General features: G+C 68.3%; 21 protein-coding genes. 5 read left to right on the forward strand and 16 right to left on the reverse strand.

Annotated features, from left to right (window positions below; all coding sequences use genetic code 11):
* Positions 1-18: 18 nt before the first annotated feature.
* The 13 genes from LPB142_RS10885 to LPB142_RS10945 all read right to left on the reverse strand — a co-directional run bounded on the left by LPB142_RS10885 (position 19) and on the right by LPB142_RS10945 (position 12,945).
* Positions 19-309 (reverse strand): hypothetical protein, encoded by a 291-nt coding sequence (locus LPB142_RS10885; protein WP_156894365.1) that lies wholly within the window; start codon positions 307-309, stop codon positions 19-21.
* A 3-nt stretch (positions 310-312) separates the two neighbouring features.
* On the reverse strand, positions 313-1,608 hold the full coding sequence (nuoF, locus tag LPB142_RS10890) for an NADH-quinone oxidoreductase subunit NuoF (protein WP_068766650.1): 1,296 nt from the start codon (positions 1,606-1,608) through the stop codon (positions 313-315).
* Positions 1,609-1,746: 138 nt separating this feature from the next.
* Complete coding sequence (locus tag LPB142_RS10895; RefSeq protein WP_071166386.1) at positions 1,747-2,922, reverse strand: NADH-quinone oxidoreductase subunit E; 1,176 nt, start codon at positions 2,920-2,922, stop codon at positions 1,747-1,749.
* Positions 2,922-4,163, reverse strand: a complete 1,242-nt coding sequence (locus tag LPB142_RS10900; RefSeq protein ID WP_071166387.1) for an NADH-quinone oxidoreductase subunit D — start codon at positions 4,161-4,163, stop codon at positions 2,922-2,924. Before LPB142_RS10900 ends, LPB142_RS10895 begins: the two co-directional genes overlap by 1 nt.
* A 54-nt stretch (positions 4,164-4,217) precedes the next feature.
* Positions 4,218-4,817, reverse strand: coding sequence for an NADH-quinone oxidoreductase subunit C (locus LPB142_RS10905; protein WP_068766647.1), 600 nt, complete (start codon positions 4,815-4,817; stop codon positions 4,218-4,220).
* Between the two features lie 10 nt (positions 4,818-4,827).
* Positions 4,828-5,361: a NuoB/complex I 20 kDa subunit family protein gene (locus LPB142_RS10910; RefSeq protein ID WP_071166388.1), complete on the reverse strand. Its 534-nt coding sequence runs from the start codon at positions 5,359-5,361 to the stop codon at positions 4,828-4,830.
* Positions 5,352-5,717, reverse strand: coding sequence for an NADH-quinone oxidoreductase subunit A (locus LPB142_RS10915; RefSeq protein ID WP_082872953.1), 366 nt, complete (start codon positions 5,715-5,717; stop codon positions 5,352-5,354). The genes LPB142_RS10910 and LPB142_RS10915 overlap by 10 nt, the downstream gene beginning before the upstream one ends.
* Before the next feature lie 293 nt (positions 5,718-6,010).
* Positions 6,011-6,796, reverse strand: a complete 786-nt coding sequence (locus LPB142_RS10920; RefSeq protein ID WP_068766644.1) for a crotonase/enoyl-CoA hydratase family protein — start codon at positions 6,794-6,796, stop codon at positions 6,011-6,013.
* Positions 6,797-6,804: 8 nt separating this feature from the next.
* Positions 6,805-7,656 (reverse strand): hydroxymethylglutaryl-CoA lyase, encoded by an 852-nt coding sequence (locus LPB142_RS10925; RefSeq protein WP_068766643.1) that lies wholly within the window; start codon positions 7,654-7,656, stop codon positions 6,805-6,807.
* Entirely contained in the window at positions 7,653-9,584 is a 1,932-nt protein-coding gene (locus LPB142_RS10930; protein ID WP_071166389.1) for an ATP-binding protein, read from the reverse strand. Before LPB142_RS10930 ends, LPB142_RS10925 begins: the two co-directional genes overlap by 4 nt.
* 120 nt (positions 9,585-9,704) lie before the next feature.
* Positions 9,705-11,309, reverse strand: a complete 1,605-nt coding sequence (locus tag LPB142_RS10935; protein WP_071166390.1) for a carboxyl transferase domain-containing protein — start codon at positions 11,307-11,309, stop codon at positions 9,705-9,707.
* Complete coding sequence (locus LPB142_RS10940) at positions 11,306-11,785, reverse strand: lysozyme inhibitor LprI family protein (RefSeq protein ID WP_068766640.1); 480 nt, start codon at positions 11,783-11,785, stop codon at positions 11,306-11,308. The genes LPB142_RS10935 and LPB142_RS10940 overlap by 4 nt, the downstream gene beginning before the upstream one ends.
* The gene (locus LPB142_RS10945; protein ID WP_071166391.1) at positions 11,785-12,945 is read right to left on the reverse strand and encodes an acyl-CoA dehydrogenase family protein; all 1,161 of its coding nucleotides are present in this window, start codon (positions 12,943-12,945) and stop codon (positions 11,785-11,787) included. The genes LPB142_RS10940 and LPB142_RS10945 overlap by 1 nt, the downstream gene beginning before the upstream one ends.
* A gap of 127 nt (positions 12,946-13,072) precedes the next feature.
* Between LPB142_RS10945 and LPB142_RS10950 the strand changes: the two genes are divergently transcribed.
* Complete coding sequence (locus LPB142_RS10950; RefSeq protein ID WP_068766638.1) at positions 13,073-13,525, forward strand: CreA family protein; 453 nt, start codon at positions 13,073-13,075, stop codon at positions 13,523-13,525.
* A gap of 76 nt (positions 13,526-13,601) precedes the next feature.
* On the opposite strand, the gene LPB142_RS10955 is transcribed toward LPB142_RS10950, so the two are convergent.
* Complete coding sequence (locus tag LPB142_RS10955; RefSeq protein ID WP_071166392.1) at positions 13,602-14,267, reverse strand: HAD family hydrolase; 666 nt, start codon at positions 14,265-14,267, stop codon at positions 13,602-13,604.
* Between the two features lie 144 nt (positions 14,268-14,411).
* Here LPB142_RS10955 and glmU point away from each other — a divergent pair, with 144 nt between their 5' ends.
* The 3 genes from glmU to LPB142_RS10970 are packed head-to-tail and all read left to right on the forward strand — an operon-like array spanning position 14,412 to position 18,409.
* Positions 14,412-15,758 carry a bifunctional UDP-N-acetylglucosamine diphosphorylase/glucosamine-1-phosphate N-acetyltransferase GlmU gene (glmU, locus tag LPB142_RS10960; RefSeq protein WP_071166393.1) on the forward strand — a complete coding sequence of 449 codons (1,347 nt, stop codon included), beginning with the start codon at positions 14,412-14,414 and terminating at the stop codon, positions 15,756-15,758.
* Positions 15,759-17,573, forward strand: coding sequence for a glutamine--fructose-6-phosphate transaminase (isomerizing) (gene glmS, locus LPB142_RS10965; protein WP_071166394.1), 1,815 nt, complete (start codon positions 15,759-15,761; stop codon positions 17,571-17,573).
* Entirely contained in the window at positions 17,573-18,409 is an 837-nt protein-coding gene (locus tag LPB142_RS10970; protein ID WP_083392667.1) for a DNA alkylation repair protein, read from the forward strand. The genes glmS and LPB142_RS10970 overlap by 1 nt, the downstream gene beginning before the upstream one ends.
* Here LPB142_RS10970 and LPB142_RS10975 read toward each other — a convergent pair.
* Together LPB142_RS10975 and LPB142_RS10980 are read right to left on the reverse strand one after the other, a co-directional pair.
* The gene (locus LPB142_RS10975; protein ID WP_071166395.1) at positions 18,392-19,162 is read right to left on the reverse strand and encodes a gamma-glutamyl-gamma-aminobutyrate hydrolase family protein; all 771 of its coding nucleotides are present in this window, start codon (positions 19,160-19,162) and stop codon (positions 18,392-18,394) included. The two genes, LPB142_RS10970 and LPB142_RS10975, sit on opposite strands and share 18 nt — an antisense overlap.
* 245 nt (positions 19,163-19,407) lie before the next feature.
* Complete coding sequence (locus LPB142_RS10980; protein ID WP_071166396.1) at positions 19,408-21,564, reverse strand: malate synthase G; 2,157 nt, start codon at positions 21,562-21,564, stop codon at positions 19,408-19,410.
* A 261-nt stretch (positions 21,565-21,825) separates the two neighbouring features.
* Here LPB142_RS10980 and pepN point away from each other — a divergent pair, with 261 nt between their 5' ends.
* Entirely contained in the window at positions 21,826-24,372 is a 2,547-nt protein-coding gene (pepN, locus tag LPB142_RS10985) for an aminopeptidase N (protein WP_071166397.1), read from the forward strand.
* Positions 24,373-24,453 lie beyond the last annotated feature (81 nt).

Here is a 24,453-nt window from a genome sequence, read left to right on the forward strand (position 1 = left end):
GAATTTGGGCGGGGGCCATCATGCGCAGCCCCCCGGGAAGAGCCAGACGCCCTCCCTGAAATTGTCGAGATCCCCCGAGGCGACGCCCCGCGGGCCGCACCAGGCCTTGGCCGCGCGTTTTGCCTCGGCGCCATCGGCATAGCCGAAGGGCTGGCCCGCGCGCGTCACCACGAGCCCCTGCGCGCCCTCGGCCACCGCATAGCCCTCGGGCGCGGTGCGGGCCCCGCGCGGGGCCTCGCCGACGCCGGGGCGGGCACAGGCGCCAAGCGCCAGCACCATCGCAGCCGAGAGGGGGAGCGCAGGATGCATCGCTTACTCCGCCGCCATCGCGCCCATGCGGCCGGTCTTCTTGGCCTTGATCCGGTCCTCGATCTCGTCGCGGTAGTGACGGATCAGACCCTGGATCGGCCAGGCAGCCGCATCGCCGAGCGCGCAGATCGTATGGCCCTCGACCTGTTTGGTGACCGAGAGCAGCATGTCGATCTCCTCGACCTCCGCCTCGCCCTTCACCAGACGGTCCATCACGCGCATCATCCAGCCGGTGCCTTCGCGGCAGGGCGTGCACTGGCCGCAGCTCTCATGCTTGAAGAACTTGGACAGACGCCAGATCGCCTTGATGATGTCGGTCGACTGATCCATCACGATCATGCAGGCGGTGCCGAAGGAAGATTGCAGCGCGCGCATGCCGTCGTAATCCATGATCGCGTCTTCGCACATCGCCGCCGGGATCACCGGGCAGGAGGCGCCGCCGGGGATCACCGCCTTGAGGTTCTTCCAGCCGCCGCGCACGCCGCCGCCATGTTTCTCGATCAGCTCCTTCATCGAGATCGACATGCTCTCCTCGATGACGCAGGGCGTGTTGATATGGCCCGACATCGCGAAGAGCTTGACGCCCGCGTTGTTCGGCCGGCCGAAGCCCGCGAACCAATCCGCGCCGCGGCGCAGGATCGTCGGCACGACGGCGATCGATTCGACGTTGTTCACCGTCGTCGGGCAGCCATAGAGCCCCGAGCCGGCCGGGAACGGCGGCTTCATCCGCGGCATCCCCTTCTTGCCCTCGAGGCTCTCGATCAGCGCGGTTTCCTCGCCGCAGATATAGGCGCCGGCACCATGCGAGAGATAGACATCGTAATCGAAGCCCGATTTGCAGGCGTTCTTGCCGATCAGCCCGGCTTCATAGCACTCGTCGATGGCGGCCTGCAGGGCCTCCTTCTCGCGCACATATTCGCCGCGGATATAGATATAGGCCGCGCTCGCGCCCATCGCGAAACCGGCGATCAGCGCGCCTTCGATCAGCGTATGCGGATCGTGGCGCATGATCTCGCGGTCCTTGCAGGTCGCGGGCTCGGATTCGTCGGCGTTGATGACGAGATAAGCCGGGCGGCCATCGGTCTGCTTGGGCATGAAGGACCATTTCAGGCCGGTCGGGAAGCCCGCGCCGCCGCGCCCGCGCAGCCCCGAGGCCTTGACCTGCTCGATGATCCAGTCGCGGCCATTGGCCAGCAGGTTCGCCGTGCCGTCCCAATGCCCGCGCATCATCGCGCCTTTGAGGGAGCGGTCGTGCATCCCGTAGAGGTTGGTAAAGATCCGGTCCTGATCTTTCAGCATGTTTCGTCCCTCAGTTGCGCGGGCGGCCGGGGCCCCGGCGCGCGATGGTGGCGGCGGCGGGCGTGACGCGGGCCGGGGCCGGGCGGCTGCCCTGCCCGTCGGTTCGGCCCTGATGCATCATCCCCGCCATGGTCAGCCTCAGTAGTCGTTGGTCTTGGCGCGCTCGAGGAAGCGCTCGAGCCCCTCGGTCACGATGATTTTCGCCTGCGCGACCCATTTGTCGCGGCTGCAGCGGCCCTTGAACCGCGGCACATTGGCGTCGGCAAAGGCGATCTCCTCGGCGCCCCAGGCGGCGATCTGGTCGAAGTGGAAGATCCCCCACTCGTTCAGACGCTGCTCGAGCACCGGGCCGATGCCTTCGATCAGCTTGAGATCATCGGCGCGGCCCTCGCGCGGCGCGGCGAGACCCGCGGGCTTGACGCCGGCGCTCTCGTCGACGCTGTCATCGCCGTCGCCGGCTTCGGCGGCCACGGCCTCGGCCGCAACCGGCGCAGGCGCGGGCGCCGCAGCAGCGGCCTCGGCGGCCGCTTTCGCGGCGGCGGCCTGCTGCACGGCGGAGAGCGGGCGCTGGCCCACCCCCATGATGCCGATCGGCGCATGCTGGCCCGACATCTGCCAGGGCGCGCGCAGCGGCACTTCGGTGCCGTCGATCTTCTTGACCACGTCAGCCTGCGCGAGCGCGGTGCCGACCGAGGCATTCGCGGCCTCGCGCTCGCCCTTGCTGTCGGCCAGCGAAGTCAGCCCCGAGGCCGGCTCCGACGAGAAGCGGCCCACTTGCGAGCCCGGACGCGGCGCAGAGCCCGCGGCCATGTCGTCGATCAGCTTGGCGAGACTCGCCTCACTCAGATCCTCGTAGTAATCCTTGCCGATCTGCGCCATCGGCGCATTGGCGCAGGCGCCGAGGCACTCGACCTCCTCCCAGGAGAACCGGCCATCGGCCGAGAGCTCGAACGGATGCGCGGCGATCTTCTCCTTGCAGACCTTGATCAGATCTTCCGAGCCGCAGATCATGCAGGAGGTGGTGCCGCAGATCTGGATATGGGCCACCGAGCCCACCGGCGCGAGCTGGAACATGAAGTAGAAGGTCGCGACCTCGAGCGCCCGGATATAGGGCATGCCGAGCATGTCGGCGACATATTCGATCGCGGGTTTGGAGAGCCACCCCTCCTGTTCCTGCGCGCGGAACAGGAGCGGGATGATCGCCGAGGCCTGACGGCCGACCGGGAACTTGGTGATCTGCGCCTCAGCCCAGGCGAGGTTCGCGGGCGTGAAGGCGAAGGAGCTGGGTTGCTCGTGATGAAGACGGCGGAGCATTAGCGGTCGACCTCCCCGAACACGATATCCATCGTGCCGATGATTGCAGAGACATCGGCGAGCATGTGGCCCTTCGAGACTTCATCCATCGATTGCAGATGCAGGAAGCCCGGGGCGCGGATCTTCGCGCGATAGGGTTTGTTGGTGCCGTCGGAGACGAGATAGACGCCAAACTCGCCCTTCGGCGCTTCGACGGCGGCATAGACCTCGCCGGCGGGAACCTTGAAGCCCTCGGTGTAGAGCTTGAAGTGGTGGATCAGGCTCTCCATCGAGCGCTTCATCTCGCCGCGCTTGGGCGGGGTCATCTTGCCGCGCGCGAGCACGTCGCCCTGGTTCTCGGCCAGACGCAGCTTGGCGCAGGCCTGCAGCACGATCTTGGTCGACTCGCGCATCTCGGCCATCCGCACGAGATAGCGGTCATAGCAATCGCCATTCTTGCCGATGCAGACCTTGAATTCGAATTCGTCATAGCATTCATAGGGTTGCGCGCGGCGCAAATCCCAGGCGAGGCCCGAGCCGCGGACCATCACGCCCGAATAGCCCCAGCGTTCGATCTCGTCTTCGGTGATGATGCAGATATCGGCGTTGCGCTGCTTGAAGATCCGGTTCTCGGTCAAGAGGCCCTCGATATCGTCGAGCACCTGCGGGAAGCCCTTGGCCCAGCTCTCGATATCGTCGATCAGCTCCGGCGGCAGGTCCTGATGGACGCCACCCGGGCGGAAATAGTTGGCGTGCAGACGGGCCCCGCAGGCGCGCTCATAGAAGACCATGATCTTCTCGCGCTCTTCGAAGCCCCACAGCGGCGGGGTCAGCGCGCCCACGTCCATCGCCTGGGTGGTGACGTTGAGGAGGTGGTTGGTGATCCGGCCGAGCTCGGAATAGAGCACGCGGATCAGCTGCGCGCGGCGCGGCACCTCGGTGCCGGTAAGCTTCTCGATCGCCAGACACCAGGCATGTTCCTGGTTCATCGGCGCCACATAATCGAGACGGTCGAAATAGGGCAGGTTCTGCAGATAGGTGCGGCTTTCCATCAGCTTCTCGGTGCCGCGGTGCAGCAGGCCGATATGCGGGTCCGCCCGCTCGACGATCTCGCCGTCGAGCTCGAGCACCATCCGCAGCACGCCGTGCGCCGCCGGGTGCTGGGGCCCGAAGTTGATGTTGAAGTTGCGGATGCTCTGTTCGCCGGTCACGAAATCCGTCGAGCCGTCATCGTAGGTATTTTGCCGGATGTCGCCGTCCATGTTCTTTACCTTTGCTTGCCGATGGCCGGGGCCAGGAGGCTGGCCCGGGCGGGCTCAGCCCTGCTTTTCGTCGCCGGGCAGAATGTAATGGGCGCCTTCCCAGGGGCTCAGGAAGTCGAACTGCCGATATTCCTGGGTCAGGTTCACCGGCTCGTAGACGACGCGCTTTTGCACTTCGTCATAGCGCAGCTCGACATAGCCCGTGGTCGGGAAATCCTTGCGCAGCGGATGGCCGCGGAAGCCATAATCGGTCAGCAGGCGGCGCAGATCCGGGTGGCCCGAGAACAGGATCCCGAACATGTCGAAGACCTCGCGCTCGAACCAGTTGGCCGAGGAATGCAGCCCGACGATCGAGGGGCACATCTCGTCTTCGCGCAGCGCGGCCTTCACGCGGATGCGCTGATTGCGCCACATCGACAGGAAGTGATAGACCACATCGAAGCGCGCGGGGCGCGTCGGGTAATCGACCGCGGTCAGATCGACCAGCGAGGTGAAGCGGCAGCTCGGGTCGTCGCGCAGGAATTCCACGAAATCGAGGATCTTCGAGGGCGCCACGATCACGGTCAGCTCGCCGAAGGCGATCTCGGTCGAGATCACGTCCTCGCCGCGCTTGAGCTCGATATGGGTGGCCAGGTCTTGCAGTTGCTCGGTCATCGTCCCCTCCTCAGCGCACCAGCGTGCCGGTGCGGCGGATCTTCCGCTGCAGCTGCAAAATGCCATACATCAGCGCTTCGGCCGAGGGCGGGCAGCCCGGAACGTAGATATCGACCGGAACGATCCGGTCGCAGCCGCGCACCACGGAATAGCTGTAGTGATAATAGCCGCCGCCATTCGCGCAGGAGCCCATCGAGATCACATAGCGCGGCTCGGGCATCTGGTCGTAGACCTTGCGCAGCGCCGGCGCCATCTTGTTGGTCAGCGTGCCCGCGACGATCATCACGTCGGATTGGCGCGGCGAGGCGCGCGGCGCGAAGCCGTAGCGCTCCACGTCATAGCGCGGCATCGCGGTATGCATCATCTCGACCGCGCAGCAGGCCAGACCGAAGGTCATCCAGTGCAGAGAGCCGATCCGGGCCCAGTTGATCAAATCCTCGGCGGTGGTGAGGATGAAGCCCTTGTCCTGCAGGTCGCGGTTGAGCGCCTCGGCCGCCGAGCTCATGTCCGCCGCGGCGGTATTCGGTCCGGTCATCACGCCCATTCCAGCGCCCCTTTCTTCCATTCATAGGCAAAGCCCACGGTCAAGACCGCGAGGAACACCATCATCGACCAGAAGGCCACCATCGAGAGCGAGCCAAACGCCACCGCCCAGGGGAACAGGAAGGCGACTTCGAGGTCGAAGATGATGAACAGGATCGAGACGAGATAGAAGCGGACGTCGAATTTCATCCGCGCGTCGTCGAAGGCGTTGAAACCGCATTCATAGGCCGACACCTTTTCCGGGTCGGGGTTGCGCACCGCAAGAACGGCCGCGGCGATGATCAGCACCAGCCCGAGAGCAATGGCCATCGCGAGAAAGATGAGAATGGGAAGATATTCACGCAGCATATCGTGCACTGGTTGGCTCCCTCGTGACGCGACAGGTTGTCGCGCAGGTTCCGGCTAGGCCGACCTTTAGCCTTGCCTCCGCGCCGGGTCAACCAAGAGGTGCCCGCTCGGGGGTTGAAATCTGCATTTAGTATACCAAGGCACACCGTTAGCGGCACCGGTCCGCCCCGATTTCCCTGCGCAAAGGGCGCCCGCCCCGGGCCGATCACGCACGGGGGCCGACGCCCTTGATGAAAGTCAAGAATTTGCGTGATCGAGACGATTCTTGTCAGGCTTTTGTCGGCTTTGGCGCGGCGCGCGCCTCAGGCCCAGCCGGGCGGGCGCTTCTCGAAAAAGGCGCTGATTCCCTCCGCCGCCTCGGGGCTCTCCCAACGCGCCACCAGCGCCGCCTCGGTCGCCGCGCGCAGCGCCTCCGCGTCGCGCCCCTGCCCCGCGATCAGCGCGATCAGCGCCTTGGCCTCGGCCACCGCGCCGGGCGCACAGGCGAGATAGGGCGCAACCTCCGCCTCGATCGCCGCGTCGAGCGCCTCGGGCGCCACCACGCGCGCCAAAAGCCCGAGCCGCTCGGCCTCCGCCGCCTCGAAAAGCCGCGCCGACATGAACACCCGCCGCGCCCGCGCCGGGCCCATCCGCGCCACCACATAGGGCGAGATCGTCGCGGGCGTGAGGCCAAGGCGCGTCTCGGTCAGGCCAAACCGCGCCCCCGCAACCCCCACCGCCACATCGCACACCGACATCATCCCGATGCCGCCGCCAAAGGCATTGCCCTGCACCCGGCCGATCACGGGCTTGGGGCAGCCATCCATCGCCGCGAGCATCCCCGCGAGCGCGCGCGCCCCGGCAGCCCGCTCCTCCGCCGTGCCCGCCATCTGCGCGCGCATCCAAGCTAGATCGCCGCCCGCGCAAAAGCTCGCCCCCTCGGCCGCAAGCACCACGACCCGCACCGAGGCGGAGGCGCCCAGCCGCCCGATCGCCTGCGTCAGCTCGCCGATCATCGCGGCCGAAAGCGCGTTGTGCTTCTCCGCCCGCGCCAGCCACAGATGCGCCACCCCGCGCGTGTCTTCCTCAACCCGGATCGTCTCGAACATCCGCCCCCCTACCCGCGCAGCCCGCGCGCCATTGCCGCCGCCGCGGCGAGTTTCTCCAGATCGAGCCCGGTCTCATAGCCGAGCTCCGCCAGCCGCGCCGCAACGCGCTCGCTCGCGACATTGCCCGCCGCGCCAGGCGCATAGGGGCAGCCGCCCAAGCCCCCCGCGCAGGCATCGAACACCCGCAGCCCGCGGCCAAGCGAGACCTCGATATTGGCGAGCGCGCGCCCAGCGGTATCATGGAAATGCCCAGCCAGCTGCGCGGGCTCGGCCTCCTCCAGAACGGCGGCGAGCATCGCATCGACCGCCTCGGGCCGCGCCTGCCCCACGGTATCGCCAAGGCTCACCTCATGGCAGCCAAGCCCCCGCAGCGCCGCCACCACCCGCGCCACCGCGCCCGGCGCGACCGGCCCGTCGAAGGGGCAATCGGTGACCATCGAGACATAGCCCCGCAGCGGGATGCCATCGGCCGCCGCCGCCGCCGCGACCGGCGCGAACCGCTCGAGGCTCTCCGCGATCGAACAGTTGAGATTGGCGCGCGAAAACCCCTCCGAGGCCGACGCGAAGATCGCCACCTCATCGGCGCGCGCCGCCCGCGCGGCCTCATAGCCCTTCAGGTTCGGCGTGAGCGCGCCGTAACGCACGCCCGGCACCCGGGCGATCGCGGCGAAAACCGCCTCCGAACCGGCCATCTGCGGCACCCATTTCGGGCTGACGAAAGAGCCCACCTCGATCCGGCGAAACCCCACCCCGCTCAGCGCATCAATGAGCGCCACCTTCTCGGCCACCGAAATCGCGCGCGGCTCGTTTTGCAGCCCGTCGCGCGGCGCCATCTCGTAGATCTCGACGAAATCGCTCATGCGGCTTCGGCCTCCTCCGCCAGACGGATCAGCGCCGCCCCCGCCTCGACCTGCGCCCCCGCGGCGGCGAGAACCTCCGCCACCCGGCCCGCGCGCGCGGCGAGCATCGTGTGCTCCATCTTCATCGCCTCGAGAATGACGAGCGGCGCACCCGCCTCGACCCAAGCCCCCGGCGTGACAAAAACCGCCTTCACCAGCCCCGGCATCGGCGCGAGCGTGAGATCGGACGCCGGCCCCTCGGAGGCGCGCGCCAGCGGATCGGGGCGCTCGAACACATGGGTGCCGCGCGCGCCGAGGAAGACGGTGATCTCCTGCGCGCCCACATGCACCCGCGCGCCGGTCTTGGCGCCGGCCACCCACCAGCCATCGGCCTTGAGCTCGGCCAGAACCGTCTCGCCCTCGAAGGCCACCGAAACCCGCCCGGGCGCCTCGACGCTCAGCACGACGGGCTCGGCAAAAGCCACCGCCCGCGGCAAGGGCGCCCAGAGAGCAAAGCCCCCGCCCGTGCCCTCGATCAGCCCCGCCGCCGCGATCGCGCCGAGCGCCCGCGCCGCCAAAGGCACCGGGGCGGGCGCCGTCAGCGCCTCGAGATCGCGCGCGATCAGCCCGGTATCGACATCGCCCGCGCCAAAGCCCGGATGCCGCGCGAGCCGGCCCAGAAAGCCGAGATTGGTGACGGTGCCCGCGACCTCGGTGCCCTCGAGCGCGCGCGAGAGCTGCGCGAGCGCCGCGGCGCGGGTCGGGCCATGGGTCACCACCTTGGCGATCATCGGGTCATACCAGGGGCTGATCGCATCGCCCGGCCGCACCCCCGTCTCGATCCGCGCGCCGGGCCCGAAAACGAGATGCGCAAGCCGCCCGGTGGCCGGCAAGAACCCCGCCGGCACATCCTCGGCATAAAGCCGCGCCTCGAACGCATGGCCGCGGATCGCGAGATCCTCCTGCCGTGCGGGCAGCCCCTCGCCCGAGGCCACGCGCAGCTGCCATTCGACCAGATCGACCCCGGTGATCGCCTCGGTGACCGGATGCTCGACCTGCAGACGCGTGTTCATCTCCATGAACCAGAACCGGTCGGGGCGCAGCCCGTCCGAGCCGTCGACGATGAATTCGATCGTGCCCGCGCCCGAATAGCCGATCGCCTCGGCCGCGCGCACCGCCGCCTGCCCCATCGCGGCGCGCATCTCGGCGGTCATGCCGGGCGCCGGGGCCTCCTCGATGACCTTCTGGTGGCGGCGCTGGAGCGAGCAATCGCGCTCGAAGAGATGCACCGCGCGGGTGCCGTCGCCAAAGACCTGCACCTCGATATGGCGGGGCTTGTCGATATATTTCTCGATCAGGACGGCGGGGTTGCCAAAGGCGGTCTCGGCCTCGCCCTGCGCCGAGGCCAGCGCCGCGGCGAAGTCCTCGGCGCGCTCGACGCGGCGCATGCCCTTGCCGCCCCCGCCCGCCACCGCCTTGATCAGGACCGGATAGCCCACCGCCTCGGCCGCGCCCGCCAGATGCTCCGGGTCCTGGTTCGCGCCATGATAGCCCGGCACGACCGGCACCCCCGCCTCGGCCATCAGGGCCTTGGCCGCATCCTTGAGCCCCATCGCCCGGATCGCCGCCCCCGAAGGGCCGATGAACACCAGCCCCGCCGCCGCCACGGCATCGACGAACTCGGGGTTTTCCGAGAGAAACCCATAGCCCGGATGGATCGCCTCGGCGCCGGTGGCCTGCGCCGCGGCGATGATCGCGGCGCCGCGCAGGTAGCTGTCTTTCGGCGCGGGCCCGCCGATCAGCACGGCCTCATCGGCCATCGCCACATGGCGCGCACCGGCATCGGCCTCGGAATAGACGGCGACGGTGGCCACGCCGAGCCGGCGGGCCGTGTCGATCACCCGGCAGGCGATCTCGCCGCGGTTGGCGATCAGGATCTTGCGGAACATCTCGGTCTCCCTGTGACTGCGGCGGGGGCGCTGCCCCCGGGCCCCCGGGATATTTGTGGCAAGATGAACAGGATCGACCTTTCATCTTGCTCCAAATATCCCCGCCGGAGGCTAGAAAGTTTACATCCGGAACACGCCAAAGCGCGTCGGTTCGATGGCCGTGTTGAGGCTTGCCGAGAGGCTGAGCGCGAGCACCTGGCGGGTCTTGCGCGGGTCGACGATGCCGTCATCCCACAGCCGCGCCGAGGCATAGAGCGGGTGGCTCTGGCGCTCGAACATCTCGATCGTGGGGCGTTTGAACTCGGCCTCCTCCTCGGTGGACCAGCTGCCGCCCTTGCGCTCGATCGCCTCGCGCCGGACGGTGGCGAGCACGCCCGCCGCCTGTTCGCCGCCCATCACCGAGATGCGGCTATTGGGCCAGCTCCACAGGAACCGCGGCGAATAGGCGCGCCCGGCCATGCCATAGTTGCCCGCCCCGAAGGAGCCGCCGACGAGCATGGTGATTTTCGGCACATTGGTCGTTGCGACCGCGGTCACCATCTTCGCGCCATGGCGCGCAATGCCCTCGTTTTCATATTTCCGCCCGACCATGAAGCCCGTGATATTTTGCAGGAAAATCAGCGGGATCGAGCGCGCCGAACAAAGCTCGATGAAATGCGCGGCCTTTTGCGCGGCCTCGGAGAAGAGCACGCCGTTATTGGCCACGATGCCGACCGGGCAGCCCTCGACATGGGCGAAGCCGGTGACGATCGTCTCGCCGAAGCGGGCCTTGAACTCGTCGAAGCGCGAGCCGTCGACCACCCGGGCGATCAGTTCGCGGATGTCATAGGGGGTGCGCAGATCGGCGGGCACGAGGCCCAGGATCTCCTCGGGGTCATAGGCGGGGGGCTCGGGGCTTTGCCATTGCACCGTCATGGGCTTGGTGCGGTTGAGGTTGCCCACCGCGCGGCGCGCAAGCGCGAGCGCATGGGCATCGTCCTCGGCGAGATAATCGGCCACGCCCGAGAGCCGCGTATGGACATCGCCGCCGCCCAGATCCTCGGCCGAGACCACCTCGCCGGTAGCCGCGCGCACCAGCGGCGGGCCGGCGAGGAAGATCGTGCCCTGCTCGCGCACGATGATCGTGACATCGGACATCGCCGGCACATAGGCGCCGCCCGCGGTGCACGAGCCCATCACCACCGCGATCTGGGGGATGCCCTTGGCCGACATCCGCGCCTGATTGTAGAAGATCCGCCCGAAATGGTCGCGGTCGGGGAAGACCTCGTCCTGATTGGGCAGGTTGGCGCCGCCGCTGTCGACCAGATAGACGCAGGGCAGCCCGCAGTCTTCGGCGATCTCCTGCGCGCGCAGGTGTTTCTTGACGGTCATCGGGTAGTAGGTGCCGCCCTTGACGGTCGCGTCATTGGCGACGACCATCACCTCCTGGCCCATCACGCGCCCCACCCCCGCGATCACGCCCGCGCCGGGGGCTGCGCCGTCATACATCGCATGCGCCGCCGTCGCGCCGATCTCGAGGAAGGGGGCACCCGGGTCGAGAAGCCCCGCGACGCGGGCGCGCGGGCTCATCTTGCCGCGCGCGGTGTGGCGGGCCTGCGCTTCGGGGCCGCCGCCGGCGGTGGCGGCCTCGGCCGCCGCGCGCACGGTCTCGAGCGCCGCGAGATGGGCTGCACGATTGCGCGCAGCCGCCTCGGAGCCGGCGAGGAAGGAAGAGGTCAGTTTCATGGATCGGCCTTCTTGTCTCGCAGTTGCGCCGCGCGCGTCGCGGTCATTTCCATCAGGCAATTCGCCCCCACCACGCCGGCAAGCGACGCATCGCCCCAGCGCGCCACCTCGAGCCCGCATTCCGCATCACGATAAGCGATCCAGGCGCGTTGCGCGTCGAGCAGCTTCTCGGAGAGGCCCGCCGCCGTCATCTCGGCACGGCGCGCCTTGTATTCGGTGTTGAGCAGATCATCCCAGACCGCGGTCTCGGCGCCGATGCAGGCCACCGTCGAGAGCGTCGACTGATCGGTCGCGCCCAGGCAGCCCTGCGCGGCCTGACCGAGGCAGCTCGGCCCCTCGGCATAGGGGGAATACTCGGCAAAACAGGCGCGCACGCTCTCCTCCATCCCCGCCACCGCATCCGCGGGCAGGTCTTGCGCGCCCGCAGGCAGGGCGACGAGGAGGAGGGAGAGGGTGGCGGGGAGGACAGGACGCATCAGAGTTTCTCCATGATTTCGCGTCCGATCAGCATACGCCGAATTTCCGAGGTGCCAGCCCCGATTTCCATCAGTTTCGCATCGCGGAAGAGCCGCGAGACCACCGAATCCGCCAAGAACCCCGCCCCGCCCAGCGCCTGCACGGCCTGATGCGCCTGCACCATCGCCTGTTCGGAGGCGTAAAGCACGGTGGCGGCGGCGTCCTGACGGGTGACCTGGCCGCGGTCGCAGGCCTTGGCGACCTCATAGGTATAGGCGCGCGCGGTGTTCATCGCGACATACATATCGGCGATTTTCGCCTGCATGAGCTGGAAATTCCCGATCGGCTGGCCGAACTGGTGGCGCTCCTTGGCATAGGGGACAACCTCGTCGAGGCAGGCCATCATGATCCCGGTGCCGATGCCCGAGAGCACGACGCGCTCGTAATCGAGCCCCGACATCAGCACCCGCACGCCGCGCCCCTCGGTGCCCAGCACGTTCTCGAAGGGCACCTCGCAATTGTCGAAGAAGAGCTGGCCGGTGTTCGAGCCGCGCATGCCGAGCTTGTCGAAATGCGGCGAGGTCGAGAAGCCCTTGAAGCCGCGCTCGATGATGAAGGCGGTGATGCCTTTCGAGCCCGCCTCGGGGTCGGTCTTGGCATAGACCACGAGCGTATCGGCATCGGGGCCGTTGGTGATCCAGTATTTATGGCCGTTGAGCAGGTAATAGCCGTCGCGTTTCTCGGCCTTGAGCTTCATGCCCACCACATCCGAGCCCGCGCCGGTCTCGCTCATCGCGAGCGCGCCGATCTTGGCGCCGGAGACGAGATCGGGGAGGTATTTGGCCTTTTGCGCGGCGGTGGCGTTCAGCTTGAGCTGGTTGACGCAGAGGTTGGAATGCGCGCCGTAGCTGAGCGCCACCGAGGCCGAAACGCGCGCGATCTCCTCGGTCGCGACGACATGGGCGAGATAGCCCATCCCCGCGCCGCCGAATTCCTCCGCCACCGTGATGCCCAGAAGCCCGAGCGCGCCCATCTCGGCCCAGAGCTCGGCCGGGAAGAGGTTGGAGCGATCCACCTCCGCCGCGATCGGCTTCAGACGCTCCTGCGCCCAGGCCTGAACGGTCTCGCGCAGCGCGCGGATATCTTCTCCGAGATCGAACTCCATGGAGCCTGCAAACATCGGCCTCCCCTCCGATTATTGAACATATGTTCATTTATGCGGAGCGCGCGATTCGCGTCAAGAGCCGATCCCCCCTTGCGCAACGGACGTGGCGTCCCGATCTTGGGGGAAACGACAGGAGGATGTCATGCGGTCATGGATTTTGGGCGCGGCGCTGGCGCTTGGCGCGCTGCCGGTGGCGGCGGAGACGGTCGGCAAGGTCGGCGTCGATTGGGTCGGCAACGATATCGTCATCGAGGCGATCGAGGACCCGAAGGTGGCGGGGGTGACCTGTCATGTGGCCTATTTCGACCGCTCGCTGTTTGACCGGATCTCGAATGGCAACTGGTTCGAGGATCCGTCGAACGCCTCGATCGCCTGTCGGCAGACCGGGCCGATCAGCTTGGGCGCCATCGCCAAGGGGCCGAAGGGCGAGACGGTGTTTTCCGAGAGCCGGTCGTTGATTTTCAAGAGCTTGAAGGTCACGCGGATCTTTGATGAGGCGCATCAGACGCTGATCTACCTCACCCATGCGACCGAGGTCACGCAGGGTTCGGCGAAGATGTCGATCTCGACGGTGCCGCTTTACGGGGCGAAGTGAGAGAGGCGGGCGTCGAGGGGGCGCTGCCCCCGCGGCTGCGCCGCCCCCCGGGATATTTTCGGCAAGATGAAAGGGCTCAGCCGAGGAGCTTTTCGGCGAGGGCCGGCAGGTCGGCATAGGCCTCAAGGAGCGCCTCGGGGGCGAGGCGTTCGATGCCGCGGCCCTCGGGGCCGAAGGTGACGAGCGCGCAGGGCACGCCCACCGCGCGGGCGGTGTCGCGGTCGGTCACGGTATCGCCAAGCAGGAAGGAGCGCGCCGGCGCCCCGCCCACGCCCGCCACCGCCGCCAGATAGGGCGCGGGATCGGGTTTGCGGGTGGGCAGCGTATCGGCGCCGATCAGCGCGCCGAAGAGATCGGCGATGCCGAGCGCGCTGACGAGGGCGCGCGCGAGGCCCTCGGGTTTGTTGGTGCAGATCGCGGTGGCAAAGCCCGCGGAGCGCAGCGCCTCGACGGCTTCGGCCGCGCCCGGGTAAAGCCGGGTCTCGACGCAGATCGCGCCCTCGTAATGATCGAGAAGCGCGCGGTAATCGGCCTCGGTCAGGGTCTCGGCCTGCGGATGGCCGAGCCGGCCGTAGCCCGCCCGCAGCATCGCGCGCCCGCCATGAAAGGCGATCAGCGCATCGGCGACCGGATCGAGCGGGCGCCCGAGCCCGCGCGCCGCGAAACAGGCATTCGCCGCCGCGATCAGATCGGCCGAGGTATCGGCCAGCGTGCCGTCGAGATCGAAAACCACCGTGCGCATCGGCCACTCCCTGTTGCAAACCGCCCCCGCCCGGGCCGCCCTTGCCGCGCCTTGTTACGAAGCGAAAGACAGCGTGAACGCGCGGGCCTTGCGGCGGGGTGTGGTATCGGTAAAACAGGCGCGAGCAGAAGAAAAGGCATTCCCATGACCATCGCCCTCATCGTTCTGGCCGCGGGCCAGGGCACCCGGATGAACTCGGACCTGCCCAAGGTGCTGCACCGCGTCGGCGCGGCGCCGCTGGTGGCCCATGCTCTGGCGGCGGGGCGCGCGCTCGAGCCCGAGCGGGTGATCGTGGTGGCGGGCCATGGCGCCGAAGCCGTAACCCGGGCGGTAGCGAAGATCGACCCGGAGGCCGAGGTGGTGATCCAGGCCGAGCAGCTCGGCACCGGGCACGCGGTGGCGCAGGCGCTGCCCGCGCTTGCGGGCTTTGCCGGGCGGGTGATCGTGCTTTACGGCGACACGCCCTTCATCCGGCCCGAGACGCTCGAAGGGCTCGCCGCGAGCCCGGCGGCGGTGACGGTGCTGGGCTTCGAGGCGGCGGATCCGGGGCGCTACGGGCGGCTCGTGGCCAGCGGATCGGCGCTCGAGCGGATCGTGGAATTCAAGGATGCGACGGATGAAGAACGCGCGATAACGCTTTGTAATTCCGGGGTTATTGCCTGTGACGCGGAGCTTTTGGAAGAGCTCGTCGCGGGGCTTGGCAACGCCAATGCCGCGGGCGAATATTACCTCACCGATATCGTCGCGGCGGCGCGCGCGCGCGGCCTTCCGGCCGAGGTGGTGACCTGCGACGAGGCCGAGACGCTCGGCATCAACACCCGCGCGGAGCTTGCCCGCGCCGAGGCGCTCTTTCAGGCCCGCGCCCGCACCGAGGCGCAGGAGAACGGCGTCACCATGGTCGACCCGGGCACCGTCTATTTCGCCCTCGACACCTATATCGGCCGCGATGTGGTGCTCGGCCCGCATGTGGTCTTCGGCCCCGGCGTGACGATCGAGAGCGGCGCCACGATCGAGGCGTTTTGCCATCTCGAGGGCTGCCATATCTCGCGCGGCGCCACGATCGGGCCGTTTGCGCGGCTGCGCCCGGGGGCCGAGCTCGCCGAGGAGGTCCATATCGGCAATTTCGTCGAGGTGAAGAACGCGATCCTCGGCGAGGGGGTCAAGGTCGGCCACCTCACCTATCTGGGCGACGCCGAGATCGGCGAGGGCACCAATATCGGCGCGGGCACGGTGACCTGCAATTACGATGGCGTGTTCAAGCACCGCACCACGATCGGCGCCCATGCTTTCATCGGTTCGGATACGATGCTGGTGGCGCCGGTGACGGTGGGGGACGGCGCGCTGACCGGCTCGGGCTCGGTGATCACCGAGGATGTGCCGGCGGGCGCGATCGCGCTCGGGCGCGCCAAACAGGTGACGCGGCCGGGGCTCGCCACCAAACTCTTCGAGATGCTGCGGGCCAAGAAGGCCAACCTTAAGAAAGGCGCGTAAATGTGTGGGATCATTGGTATTCTCGGCAATCATGAGGTCGCGCCGCAGCTCGTCGAGAGCCTGCGGCGGCTGGAATATCGCGGCTATGACTCGGCGGGCATCGCCACGGTGAACGCCGGCCGGCTCGACCGGCGGCGCTCGGTGGGCAAGCTCGTGAACCTCTCCGACCTGCTCGTCCACGAGCCCCTCGCCGGCAAGGCGGGCATCGGCCACACCCGCTGGGCGACCCATGGCGCCGCGACCGTGGGCAACGCGCATCCGCATCGCTCCGGGCGCACCGCGGTCGTCCATAACGGCATCATCGAGAATTTCCGCGAGCTGCGCGAGGAGCTCGCCGCCGCCGGGATCCTGCCCGAAACCCAGACCGACAGCGAGACCGTCGCGCTCCTGACGCGGATGTTCATGGACCGGGGACTTGGCCCCCGTGAGGCGGCCGCGGCGACGCTGAAAAAGCTCGAGGGCGCCTTTGCGCTCCTGTGGCTCTTCGAGGGCGAGGACGATCTGATGATCGCCGCGCGCAAGGGCTCGCCGCTCGCCATCGGCCATGGCACGGGCGAGATGTTCGTGGGCTCGGATGCGATTGCGCTCGCGCCGCTGACCGACCGGATCACCTATCTCGAGGAGGGCGATTACGCCTTTGTCACCCGCGCGGGGGCCGAGATTTTCGACGCCGAGGGGCGGCGGGCGAACCGCGACGAGCTGCGCATCGATCTGGGCGCGGCGCGGGTCGAGAAGGCCGGCTACAAGCATTTCATGGCCAAGGAAATCGCCGAACAGCCGGTGGTTCTGGGCGATGCGCTGGCGCATTATCTGCCCGGCGATACGGTCAACCTGCCGGAAACGCTCGATTTTTCCGGGCTCGAGCGGCTGACGCTGGTGGCCTGCGGCACGGCGTTCTATGCCTGTTCGGTGGCGAAATACTGGTTCGAGACGCTAGCCGGCCTGCCCTGCGAGATCGACGTGGCCTCCGAGTTCCGCTACCGCGAGCCGCCGATCCCGGCGAAGAGCTTTGCGCTCTTCGTCAGCCAATCGGGCGAGACGGCCGACACGCTGGCCGCGCTGCGCTATTGCCGCGAGAAGGTTGCGAAAACCGTCGCGGTGGTCAATGTCGCGACCTCCTCGATCGCGCGCGAGGCCGATGTGGCGCTGCCGATCCTGGCGGGGGTGGAGGTCGGCGTGGCCTCGACCAAGGCCTTCACCTGCCAGCTTCTGGTGCTCGCCACGCTCGCGCTGAAGGCCGGGCGCGACCGCGGGCATCTGAGCGCGGAGGCTTTCGCGGCCCATGTCGCGGGCCTGCGGTCGCTGCCGGGGCTGATGAACGCGGCGCTGGCGGGCGACGGGCCGGTCGCGGCGCTCGCCGAGCGGCTCGCCGAGGCGCAGGATATCCTCTTCCTCGGCCGTGGGCCGATGTTCCCGCTCGCCCTCGAAGGCGCGCTGAAACTCAAGGAAATCAGCTACATCCATGCCGAAGGCTATGCCTCGGGCGAGCTCAAGCACGGGCCGATCGCGCTGATCGACCGCTCGGTGCCGGTGATCGTTCTGGCGCCCCATGACCGGCTCTTCGACAAGACCGTGTCGAACATGCAAGAGGTGATGGCGCGCCACGGGCAGGTGCTGCTGATCTCCGATGCGAAGGGGCTGGCGGCGGCCGCCGAGGGGGTCTGGGCCACGCTCAAGATGCCCGAGGTGCCCGAGCCTTTCGCGCCGATCCTCTACGCGCTGCCCGCGCAATTGCTGGCCTATCACACCGCGGTCGCGAAGGGCACCGATGTCGATCAGCCGCGCAATCTCGCCAAATCGGTGACGGTCGAATAATGGGCCGCACACGCAAATCCCGCGTCGTGGTCGCCGAGGATCGCCCGCTCACCCCCGAGGAGGCAGAAGCCGCGGCGGCCGCCGCCGCCTATGCCGCCTCGGAGGCCGATTACGCCTATTACGCCGAGGAAGAGGAGACGGGCGAAACCGCGCCTGCGCCGAGCCTCGCGGAGGCGATCGCCGCGCTCGAGGTCTGCGGCGATGCCACCCGCGCCGAGGCGGCGGCGGCCTATCACAAGGTCGCGCGGCGCTATCTCGGCGTGCCGGTGCCGCTCATCGAGGATATGGCGCGGCTCTGGCGCGAGGCCTGCACGCTCGAGGAGCGGATCGCGCTCGCGCGGGGGCTCTGGGCGAGCGATATCCATGAGGCGAAAATCGCCGCGGCGAAGCTGCTCACGCAGGCCCGGATGCGCCCCGATGACGCGGCCTGGGAGCTGATTTGCGACTGGGTCGACGGGTTTGACGCCTGGGCGATCGCCGATCACGCGGCCTCGGCCGGGGCGCGGCGGCTCAGCGCCGATCCCGCGCGGCTGGATCGCGTGGAGGGCTGGCTTGGCGCCGAGAACATGTGGACGCGGCGCGCGGCGCTGGTCATGACGCTGCCCTTCACCAAGCAAAACCACCCCACCCCCGCGGAGGCCGCGGCGCGCGCGCGGGTGCTTGAGTGGTGCGTGCGGCTGGCCCCCGAGCGCGATTGGTTCATCCAGAAAGCGATCGGCTGGTGGCTGCGCGAGCTCTCCAAACACGACCCGGAGGCCGTGGCGAACTGGCTCGCGGCGCATGGCGAGACGCTGAAAGCCTTCGCCCGCAAGGAGGCCTCAAAGCGCCTTGGCTGAGCCCTTCTGCGCGGCCCAGTCCCGCACCGCGTCGCCAAAGGCGCGAAACAGCGGCCGCGAGACCGGGTCTGCCTCGGCGTTCCATTCCGGGTGCCACTGCACCGAGAGCGTGAAGCCCGGCGCATCCTTGACATAGATCGCCTCGGGCGTGCCATCCTCGGCGCGCCCCTCGATCACGATCCGCGCCCCGGGCTGGCAGATCCCCTGCCCGTGCAGCGTGTTGGTCAGCACCTCCTCGGCGCCGAAGAGCGCGGCGAAGCGGCCCTCCGGGTCGAGCCGCACCTTGTGGCGCAGCGCAAACGCCTCCTCGAGCGTGCCCTCGGGCGGCATGCGGTGGTTCATCCGGCCGGGCAGCTCGCGGATCTCGGGGTGCAGCGTGCCGCCCATCGCGACATTGACCTCCTGAAAGCCGCGGCAGATGCCCATGAAGGGCTGGCCGCGCTCGACACAGGCGCGCACCAGGGGCAGCGTGATCGCATCGCGCGCGCGATCGAAAGCGCCGTGCTTGTCGGTCGGCTCCTCGCCATATTCCTCCGGGTGGACATTCGGGCGCCCGCCGGTGAGCAGGAACCCGTCACAGATCTCCAGAAGCTCCTCGACCGAGACATAACTCGGATCGGCCGGGATCAGCAGCGGCACGCAGCCCGCCACATGGCTCACCGCACAGGAATTCATCTGCCCGCCCTCATGGACGGGGTAACGGTCGTTGATGAGGGCGCGGTTGCCGATGATGCCGACGACGGGTCTGGTCATGATGCTGTCCTTTCGCCCCGGAAAGCTAGGCGATTCCCATCCGCACGAAAACCCACAGCAGCGCACCCGTTCTGTGCATTGGCGCAAGGTCATCCCGCCGAGGGGGCGCTGCCCCCCGCCTGCGGCGTCCCCCGGGATATTTTGGCATCGTTGAAACAGCGGGTGCGCGCCCCTTCAATGATGCGCAAATATCCCGGGGGTGAGGGCGAAGCCCGAGGGGGCGGCGCCCCCTGCCCGGCCCGGGATCAGGCGCCGGCCTTGAGTTGCAGGCGGCGCTGATGGAGCACCGGCTCGGTATAGCCCGAGGGCTGCACCCCGCCGAGGAAGATCAGATCGCAGGCCGCCTGGAAGGCCAGCCCGTTGAAATCGGGCGCCATCGGCACATAGGCCGGGTCGGCGGCGTTTTGCCGGTCGACCACCACCGCCATCTTGCGCAGCGCCTCCATCACGCGGCCCTCGCTGACCACCCCATGATGGAGCCAATTCGCCAGCGCCTGGCTCGAGATCCGGCAGGTTGCGCGGTCCTCCATCAGGCCGATGTCATGGATATCGGGCACTTTCGAGCAGCCCACCCCCTGATCGACCCAGCGCACCACATAGCCGAGGATGCCTTGCGCGTTGTTCTCGACCTCCTCGGTGATCTCGGCCTCGGAATAGTTGCGCCCCACGGCGAGCGGCAGGGTCAGCAGATCCTCGAGCCGCGCCGGCCGCGCCATCGCCGCGATCTCGGCCTGGCGGGCCTTCACATCGACCTTGTGATAATGCGTCGCATGCAGCGTCGCGGCGGTCGGGCTCGGCACCCAGGCGCAATTCGCCCCCGCCATCGGATGGGCGATCTTCTGCGCCAGCATATCGGCCATCTTGTCGGGCATCGCCCACATCCCCTTGCCGATCTGCGCCCGCCCCGCGAGCCCGCAGGCGAGCCCGATATCGACGTTGCGATCCTCATAGGCGAGGATCCAGGGCTGGCTCTTCATCTCGCCCTTGCGCAGCATCGGCCCGGCTTCCATCGCAGTATGGATCTCGTCGCCGGTGCGGTCGAGGAAGCCGGTGTTGATGAAGGCCACGCGCTCCTTCGCCTGGCGGATGCATTCCTTCAGATTGGCCGAGGTGCGCCGCTCCTCATCCATGATGCCGAGCTTGACAGTGAGCCGCGGCAGGCCGAGCGCGGCCTCCACCCGGTCGAAGATCTCGCAGGCAAAGCGCACCTCCTCGGGGCCGTGCATCTTCGGCTTCACCACATAGACCGAGCCGGTCACCGAATTGCGCGCGCCCTCGGTCTTTTGCAGATCATGCACCGCGCAGAGCGTGGTCACCATCGCATCCATCAGCCCCTCGGGCACCTCGCGCCCCTCGGCATCGAGCACCGCGGGGCTGGTCATCAGATGGCCGACATTGCGCACCAGCATCAGCGCGCGCCCCTTGAGCACCCGCTCGCCCCCCTCGGGCGCGGTGAAGGCGAGATCATGGGCCAGCGCGCGCATGAAGCTGCGCCCGCCCTTGGTGACCTTCTCCGCCAGATCGCCGCGCATCAGCCCGAGCCAGTTGCGATAGGCCAGAACCTTGTCCGCCGCATCGACACAAGCGACCGAATCCTCGCAATCCATGATCGAAGAAAGCGCCGATTCGAGCTTCACATCGGCGATCCCGGCCGGATCATCGGCGCCGATCCGGGAGCTCGGATTGACCTCAACAATGACGTGCAAGCCATTGTTTTGCAAAACAATCGCCTCGGGCGCCTCAGGCTTGCCGCGGTAGCCTGCGAATTGCGCGGGGTCTTTCAGCCCGGTCTCTTCGCCGCATTCGGCAAAGAGCCCGCCATTTTGCACCCAAAGCCGCGTGACCTCGGCCCAGGGCCCCGCCACGAGCGGGAAGGCGGTATCGAGAAAGCCCTTCGCCCAGGCGATCACCTGCGCGCCACGCGCGGGGTCATAGCCCGGCGCCTCGGGCACCGCGCCGAGCGCATCGGTGCCGTAAAGCGCATCATAAAGCGAACCCCAGCGCGCATTGGCGGCATTGAGCGCATAGCGCGCATTGGTGATCGGCACGACAAGCTGCGGGCCGCAAACGGAGGCGAATTCCGGGTCCGTCGGCGGCGTCTCGATGGTGAAATCCTCGCCCTCCGGCTCGAGATAGCCGATCTCGGCGAGAAAGGCGCGATAAGCCGCCGCATCATGGCCGCGCGCGCGGTTCTTCAGATGCCAGTCGTTGATCCGCGCCTGCAACTCCTCGCGGCGGGCCAGAAGCGCACGGTTCTTCGGCGCGAGATCGGCAATGAGCGCCGCAAACCCCGACCAGAACCGCTCCGCCGCAACCCCGGTGCCGGGCAGCGCCTCCGCCTCGATGAAGGCCGCCAGCTCCGCCGCCACGGCCAGCCCCGCGCGCTCCACTCTCTCGATCATCCGATCTCTCCCGTTGTTTCGCCCTATCTTGGCCAGAGCGCGGCCCCTGTCCAGCACCCCGGGCGGAAAATCGCCACCGCGCGCCCGCCCCCGGCCGCGCTTGCGTATTTTTTCCAAGAAGAAACGAAGAGCCCCCCTGCGCTTCTTCTTGGCCCAAATACGCAAATTCCGCCGCCGCCCGCGCCCCGCCCGGATGTCCGCGCCGCCTTGCGCCCGGGCCCCGCGCGGCCTAGGCTCGCCCCGACCAGGCGCGAGGATGACATGGACGGCACCACCTATCTCTCTGATTACAAACCCTTTCCCTTTGAAATCCGGGGCGTCGCGCTGACCTTTGCCCTCGCCCCGCGCGCCACCCGCGTGCGGGCGCGCATCGAGATCGCTCCGCGCGAGGCGGGTGCCGCGCTGCGGCTCGACGGCGAAGAGCTCAAGCTGATCTCGGCCGCGATCGACGGCACCCCGCTCACGCCCGCCGATTATCGCCTCACGCCGACCGATCTGACGATCCACCCCGCCGCCCTGCCCGAGCGCCCCTTCACCCTCGAGACCGAGGTCGAGATCGCGCCCGAGGGCAACACCGCGCTCGAGGGGCTCTACATGTCGAACGGCATGTATTGCACGCAATGCGAGGCCGAGGGCTTTCGCAAGATCACCTATTACCCCGACCGCCCCGATGTGATGGCGCGGTTCGATGTGCGCATCGAGGGCGATCTGCCGGTGCTCCTCTCGAACGGCAACCCCGGCGCGGCGGGGCCGGGTTGGGCGGAATGGCACGACCCCTGGCCGAAGCCTGCCTATCTCTTCGCGCTCGTCGCGGGCGATCTGAGGGCCACCTCGGGGCGCTTCACCACCGCCTCGGGGCGCGCGGTCGATCTCAACATCTGGGTGCGTCCGGGCGATGAGGATCGCTGCGGCTTCGCGCTCGGCGCGGTCGAGCGCTCGATGGCCTGGGATGAGCGGGTTTACGGGCGCGAATATGATCTCGACGTGTTCAACATCGTCGCGGTCGATGATTTCAACATGGGCGCGATGGAGAACAAGGGCCTCAACATCTTCAACTCGAAGCTGGTTCTGGCGAGCCCCGCGACCGCGACCGACAGCGATTACGAGCGTATCGAGGCGGTGATCGCGCATGAATATTTCCACAACTGGACCGGCAACCGGATCACCTGCCGCGACTGGTTCCAGCTCTGTCTGAAAGAGGGGCTGACGGTCTTCCGCGACCAGAGTTTCACCGCCGATGAGCGCCTCGGCGCGGTCAAGCGCATCGAGGATGTCGCGGCCCTGCGCGGGCGGCAGTTTCGCGAGGATGCCGGGCCGCTCGCGCATCCGCCGCGTCCCGATCAATATCGCGAGATCAACAATTTCTACACCGCGACCGTCTACGAGAAGGGCGCCGAGATCGTCGGCATGCTCAAGCGACTGGTGGGGCCCGAGGGCTACCGCGCCGCGCTCGATCTCTATTTCGCGCGCCACGACGGCCAGGCCTGCACGATCGAGGATTGGATCAAGGTCTTCGAGGACAGCTCGGGCCGCGACCTGAGCCAGTTCAAGCGCTGGTACACCGAGGCCGGCACGCCGCGGCTGAGGGTCGCCGAGCGCTTCGAGAACGGCACCTACTGGCTTGATTTTGAGCAAGAAACCCCGCCCACCCCGGGCCAGCCGGAGAAAGCCCCGCGCCATATTCCGATCGCGGTCGGGCTCTTGGGGCAAAACGGCGACGAGATCATGCCGACGCGGGTGCTCGAGATGACCGAGCGCCGGCAGAGCTTCGCCTTCGAGGGCCTCGGCGCGCGCCCGGTGCCCTCGATCTTGCGCGATTTCTCGGCGCCCGTGGGTCTCGAGCGCGCCACCTCGCCCGCCGAACAGGCCTTCCTGCTGGCCCATGATACCGACCCGTTCAACCGCTGGGAGGCGGGGCGCGGCCTTGCGCGCGACACGCTCGTCGCGATGGCGGGCGGGGCGGCGGCGGGGGCCGATTATCTCGACGCGATGGGCCGGCTGATCGGCGATGCGGGCGCCGACCCGGCCTTCCGCGCGGCCTGCCTGCGGCTGCCCGGCGAGGATGAGATCGCCGCCGAGATCGCGCGGCGCGGCGCCGCCCCCGACCCGCAGGCGATCCATGCCGCGCGCGAGGGGCTGCTGGCCGCGCTCTTGCGCGCGCATGGGGCAGCACTCGGCGCGCTTTACGAGGCGATGGCGGTGCCCGGCCCCTATACCCCCGAGGCCGGCCCCGCCGGGCGGCGCGCGCTGCGCCATGCCGCGCTCGCGATCCTGACGCGCGCCGAGGGCACCGCCCGGGCCGAGGCGCTGTTCCAGAGCGCGGACAACATGACCGACGAGATCGGCGCGCTGAACCTGCTGATCGGGGCGGGCGCGGCCCAGCGCCCGCTCGCGGCCTTCCGCGCGCGCTGGAAAGACGTGCGCCTCGTCATGGACAAGTGGTTCCTGGCGCAGTCCGCGCTCTGCCCGCCCGAAACGGCGGCCGAAACGGTCGCCGCGCTCGGCGCCGACCCGGCCTTCGAGTGGAAGAACCCCAACCGCTTCCGCGCGCTTCTGGGCGGGTTTGCGGCCAACCACGCGGGCTTTCACCGGGCCGACGGCGCGGGCTATCGCTTCTATGCCGATTGGCTGATCCGCCTCGACCCGGTCAACCCGCAGACGGCAGCGCGGATGTCGACCGCCTTCGAGACCTGGGCGCGCTATGACGCCGGGCGGCAGGCGAAGATCCGCGCCGAGCTTGCGCGGATCGCGGCCACCCCCGGCCTCAGCCGCGATCTGGGCGAGATGACCGCACGGCTCTTGGGCTGAGGGGGCGCGAGGGGGCGCTGCCCCCTCTGGCCTGCGGCCATTCACCCCCGGGATATTTCGGGCAAGATGAAAGGATACGCG

This window comes from Rhodobacter xanthinilyticus (genome assembly GCF_001856665.1).
Lineage (GTDB): Bacteria > Pseudomonadota > Alphaproteobacteria > Rhodobacterales > Rhodobacteraceae > Rhodobacter > Rhodobacter xanthinilyticus.

What these genes read in the sequence shown, in the direction of transcription:
- LPB142_RS10970 (WP_083392667.1), top strand. Translation starts at nt 17,573, where the DNA reads ATGGGCCGCACACGCAAATCCCGCGTCGTGGTCGCCGAGGATCGCCCG.
- LPB142_RS10940 (WP_068766640.1), bottom strand. Translation starts at nt 11,785, where the DNA reads ATGCGTCCTGTCCTCCCCGCCACCCTCTCCCTCCTCCTCGTCGCCCTG.
- LPB142_RS10935 (WP_071166390.1), bottom strand. Translation starts at nt 11,309, where the DNA reads ATGAAACTGACCTCTTCCTTCCTCGCCGGCTCCGAGGCGGCTGCGCGC.
- LPB142_RS10975 (WP_071166395.1), bottom strand. Translation starts at nt 19,162, where the DNA reads ATGACCAGACCCGTCGTCGGCATCATCGGCAACCGCGCCCTCATCAAC.
- pepN (WP_071166397.1), top strand. Translation starts at nt 21,826, where the DNA reads ATGGACGGCACCACCTATCTCTCTGATTACAAACCCTTTCCCTTTGAA.
- LPB142_RS10930 (WP_071166389.1), bottom strand. Translation starts at nt 9,584, where the DNA reads ATGTTCCGCAAGATCCTGATCGCCAACCGCGGCGAGATCGCCTGCCGG.
- LPB142_RS10920 (WP_068766644.1), bottom strand. Translation starts at nt 6,796, where the DNA reads ATGTTCGAGACGATCCGGGTTGAGGAAGACACGCGCGGGGTGGCGCAT.
- LPB142_RS10925 (WP_068766643.1), bottom strand. Translation starts at nt 7,656, where the DNA reads ATGAGCGATTTCGTCGAGATCTACGAGATGGCGCCGCGCGACGGGCTG.
- LPB142_RS10945 (WP_071166391.1), bottom strand. Translation starts at nt 12,945, where the DNA reads ATGTTTGCAGGCTCCATGGAGTTCGATCTCGGAGAAGATATCCGCGCG.
- LPB142_RS10910 (WP_071166388.1), bottom strand. Translation starts at nt 5,361, where the DNA reads ATGGGCGTGATGACCGGACCGAATACCGCCGCGGCGGACATGAGCTCG.
- nuoF (WP_068766650.1), bottom strand. Translation starts at nt 1,608, where the DNA reads ATGCTGAAAGATCAGGACCGGATCTTTACCAACCTCTACGGGATGCAC.
- glmU (WP_071166393.1), top strand. Translation starts at nt 14,412, where the DNA reads ATGACCATCGCCCTCATCGTTCTGGCCGCGGGCCAGGGCACCCGGATG.
- LPB142_RS10885 (WP_156894365.1), bottom strand. Translation starts at nt 309, where the DNA reads ATGCATCCTGCGCTCCCCCTCTCGGCTGCGATGGTGCTGGCGCTTGGC.
- glmS (WP_071166394.1), top strand. Translation starts at nt 15,759, where the DNA reads ATGTGTGGGATCATTGGTATTCTCGGCAATCATGAGGTCGCGCCGCAG.
- LPB142_RS10900 (WP_071166387.1), bottom strand. Translation starts at nt 4,163, where the DNA reads ATGGACGGCGACATCCGGCAAAATACCTACGATGACGGCTCGACGGAT.
- LPB142_RS10950 (WP_068766638.1), top strand. Translation starts at nt 13,073, where the DNA reads ATGCGGTCATGGATTTTGGGCGCGGCGCTGGCGCTTGGCGCGCTGCCG.
- LPB142_RS10980 (WP_071166396.1), bottom strand. Translation starts at nt 21,564, where the DNA reads ATGATCGAGAGAGTGGAGCGCGCGGGGCTGGCCGTGGCGGCGGAGCTG.
- LPB142_RS10895 (WP_071166386.1), bottom strand. Translation starts at nt 2,922, where the DNA reads ATGCTCCGCCGTCTTCATCACGAGCAACCCAGCTCCTTCGCCTTCACG.
- LPB142_RS10955 (WP_071166392.1), bottom strand. Translation starts at nt 14,267, where the DNA reads ATGCGCACGGTGGTTTTCGATCTCGACGGCACGCTGGCCGATACCTCG.
- LPB142_RS10905 (WP_068766647.1), bottom strand. Translation starts at nt 4,817, where the DNA reads ATGACCGAGCAACTGCAAGACCTGGCCACCCATATCGAGCTCAAGCGC.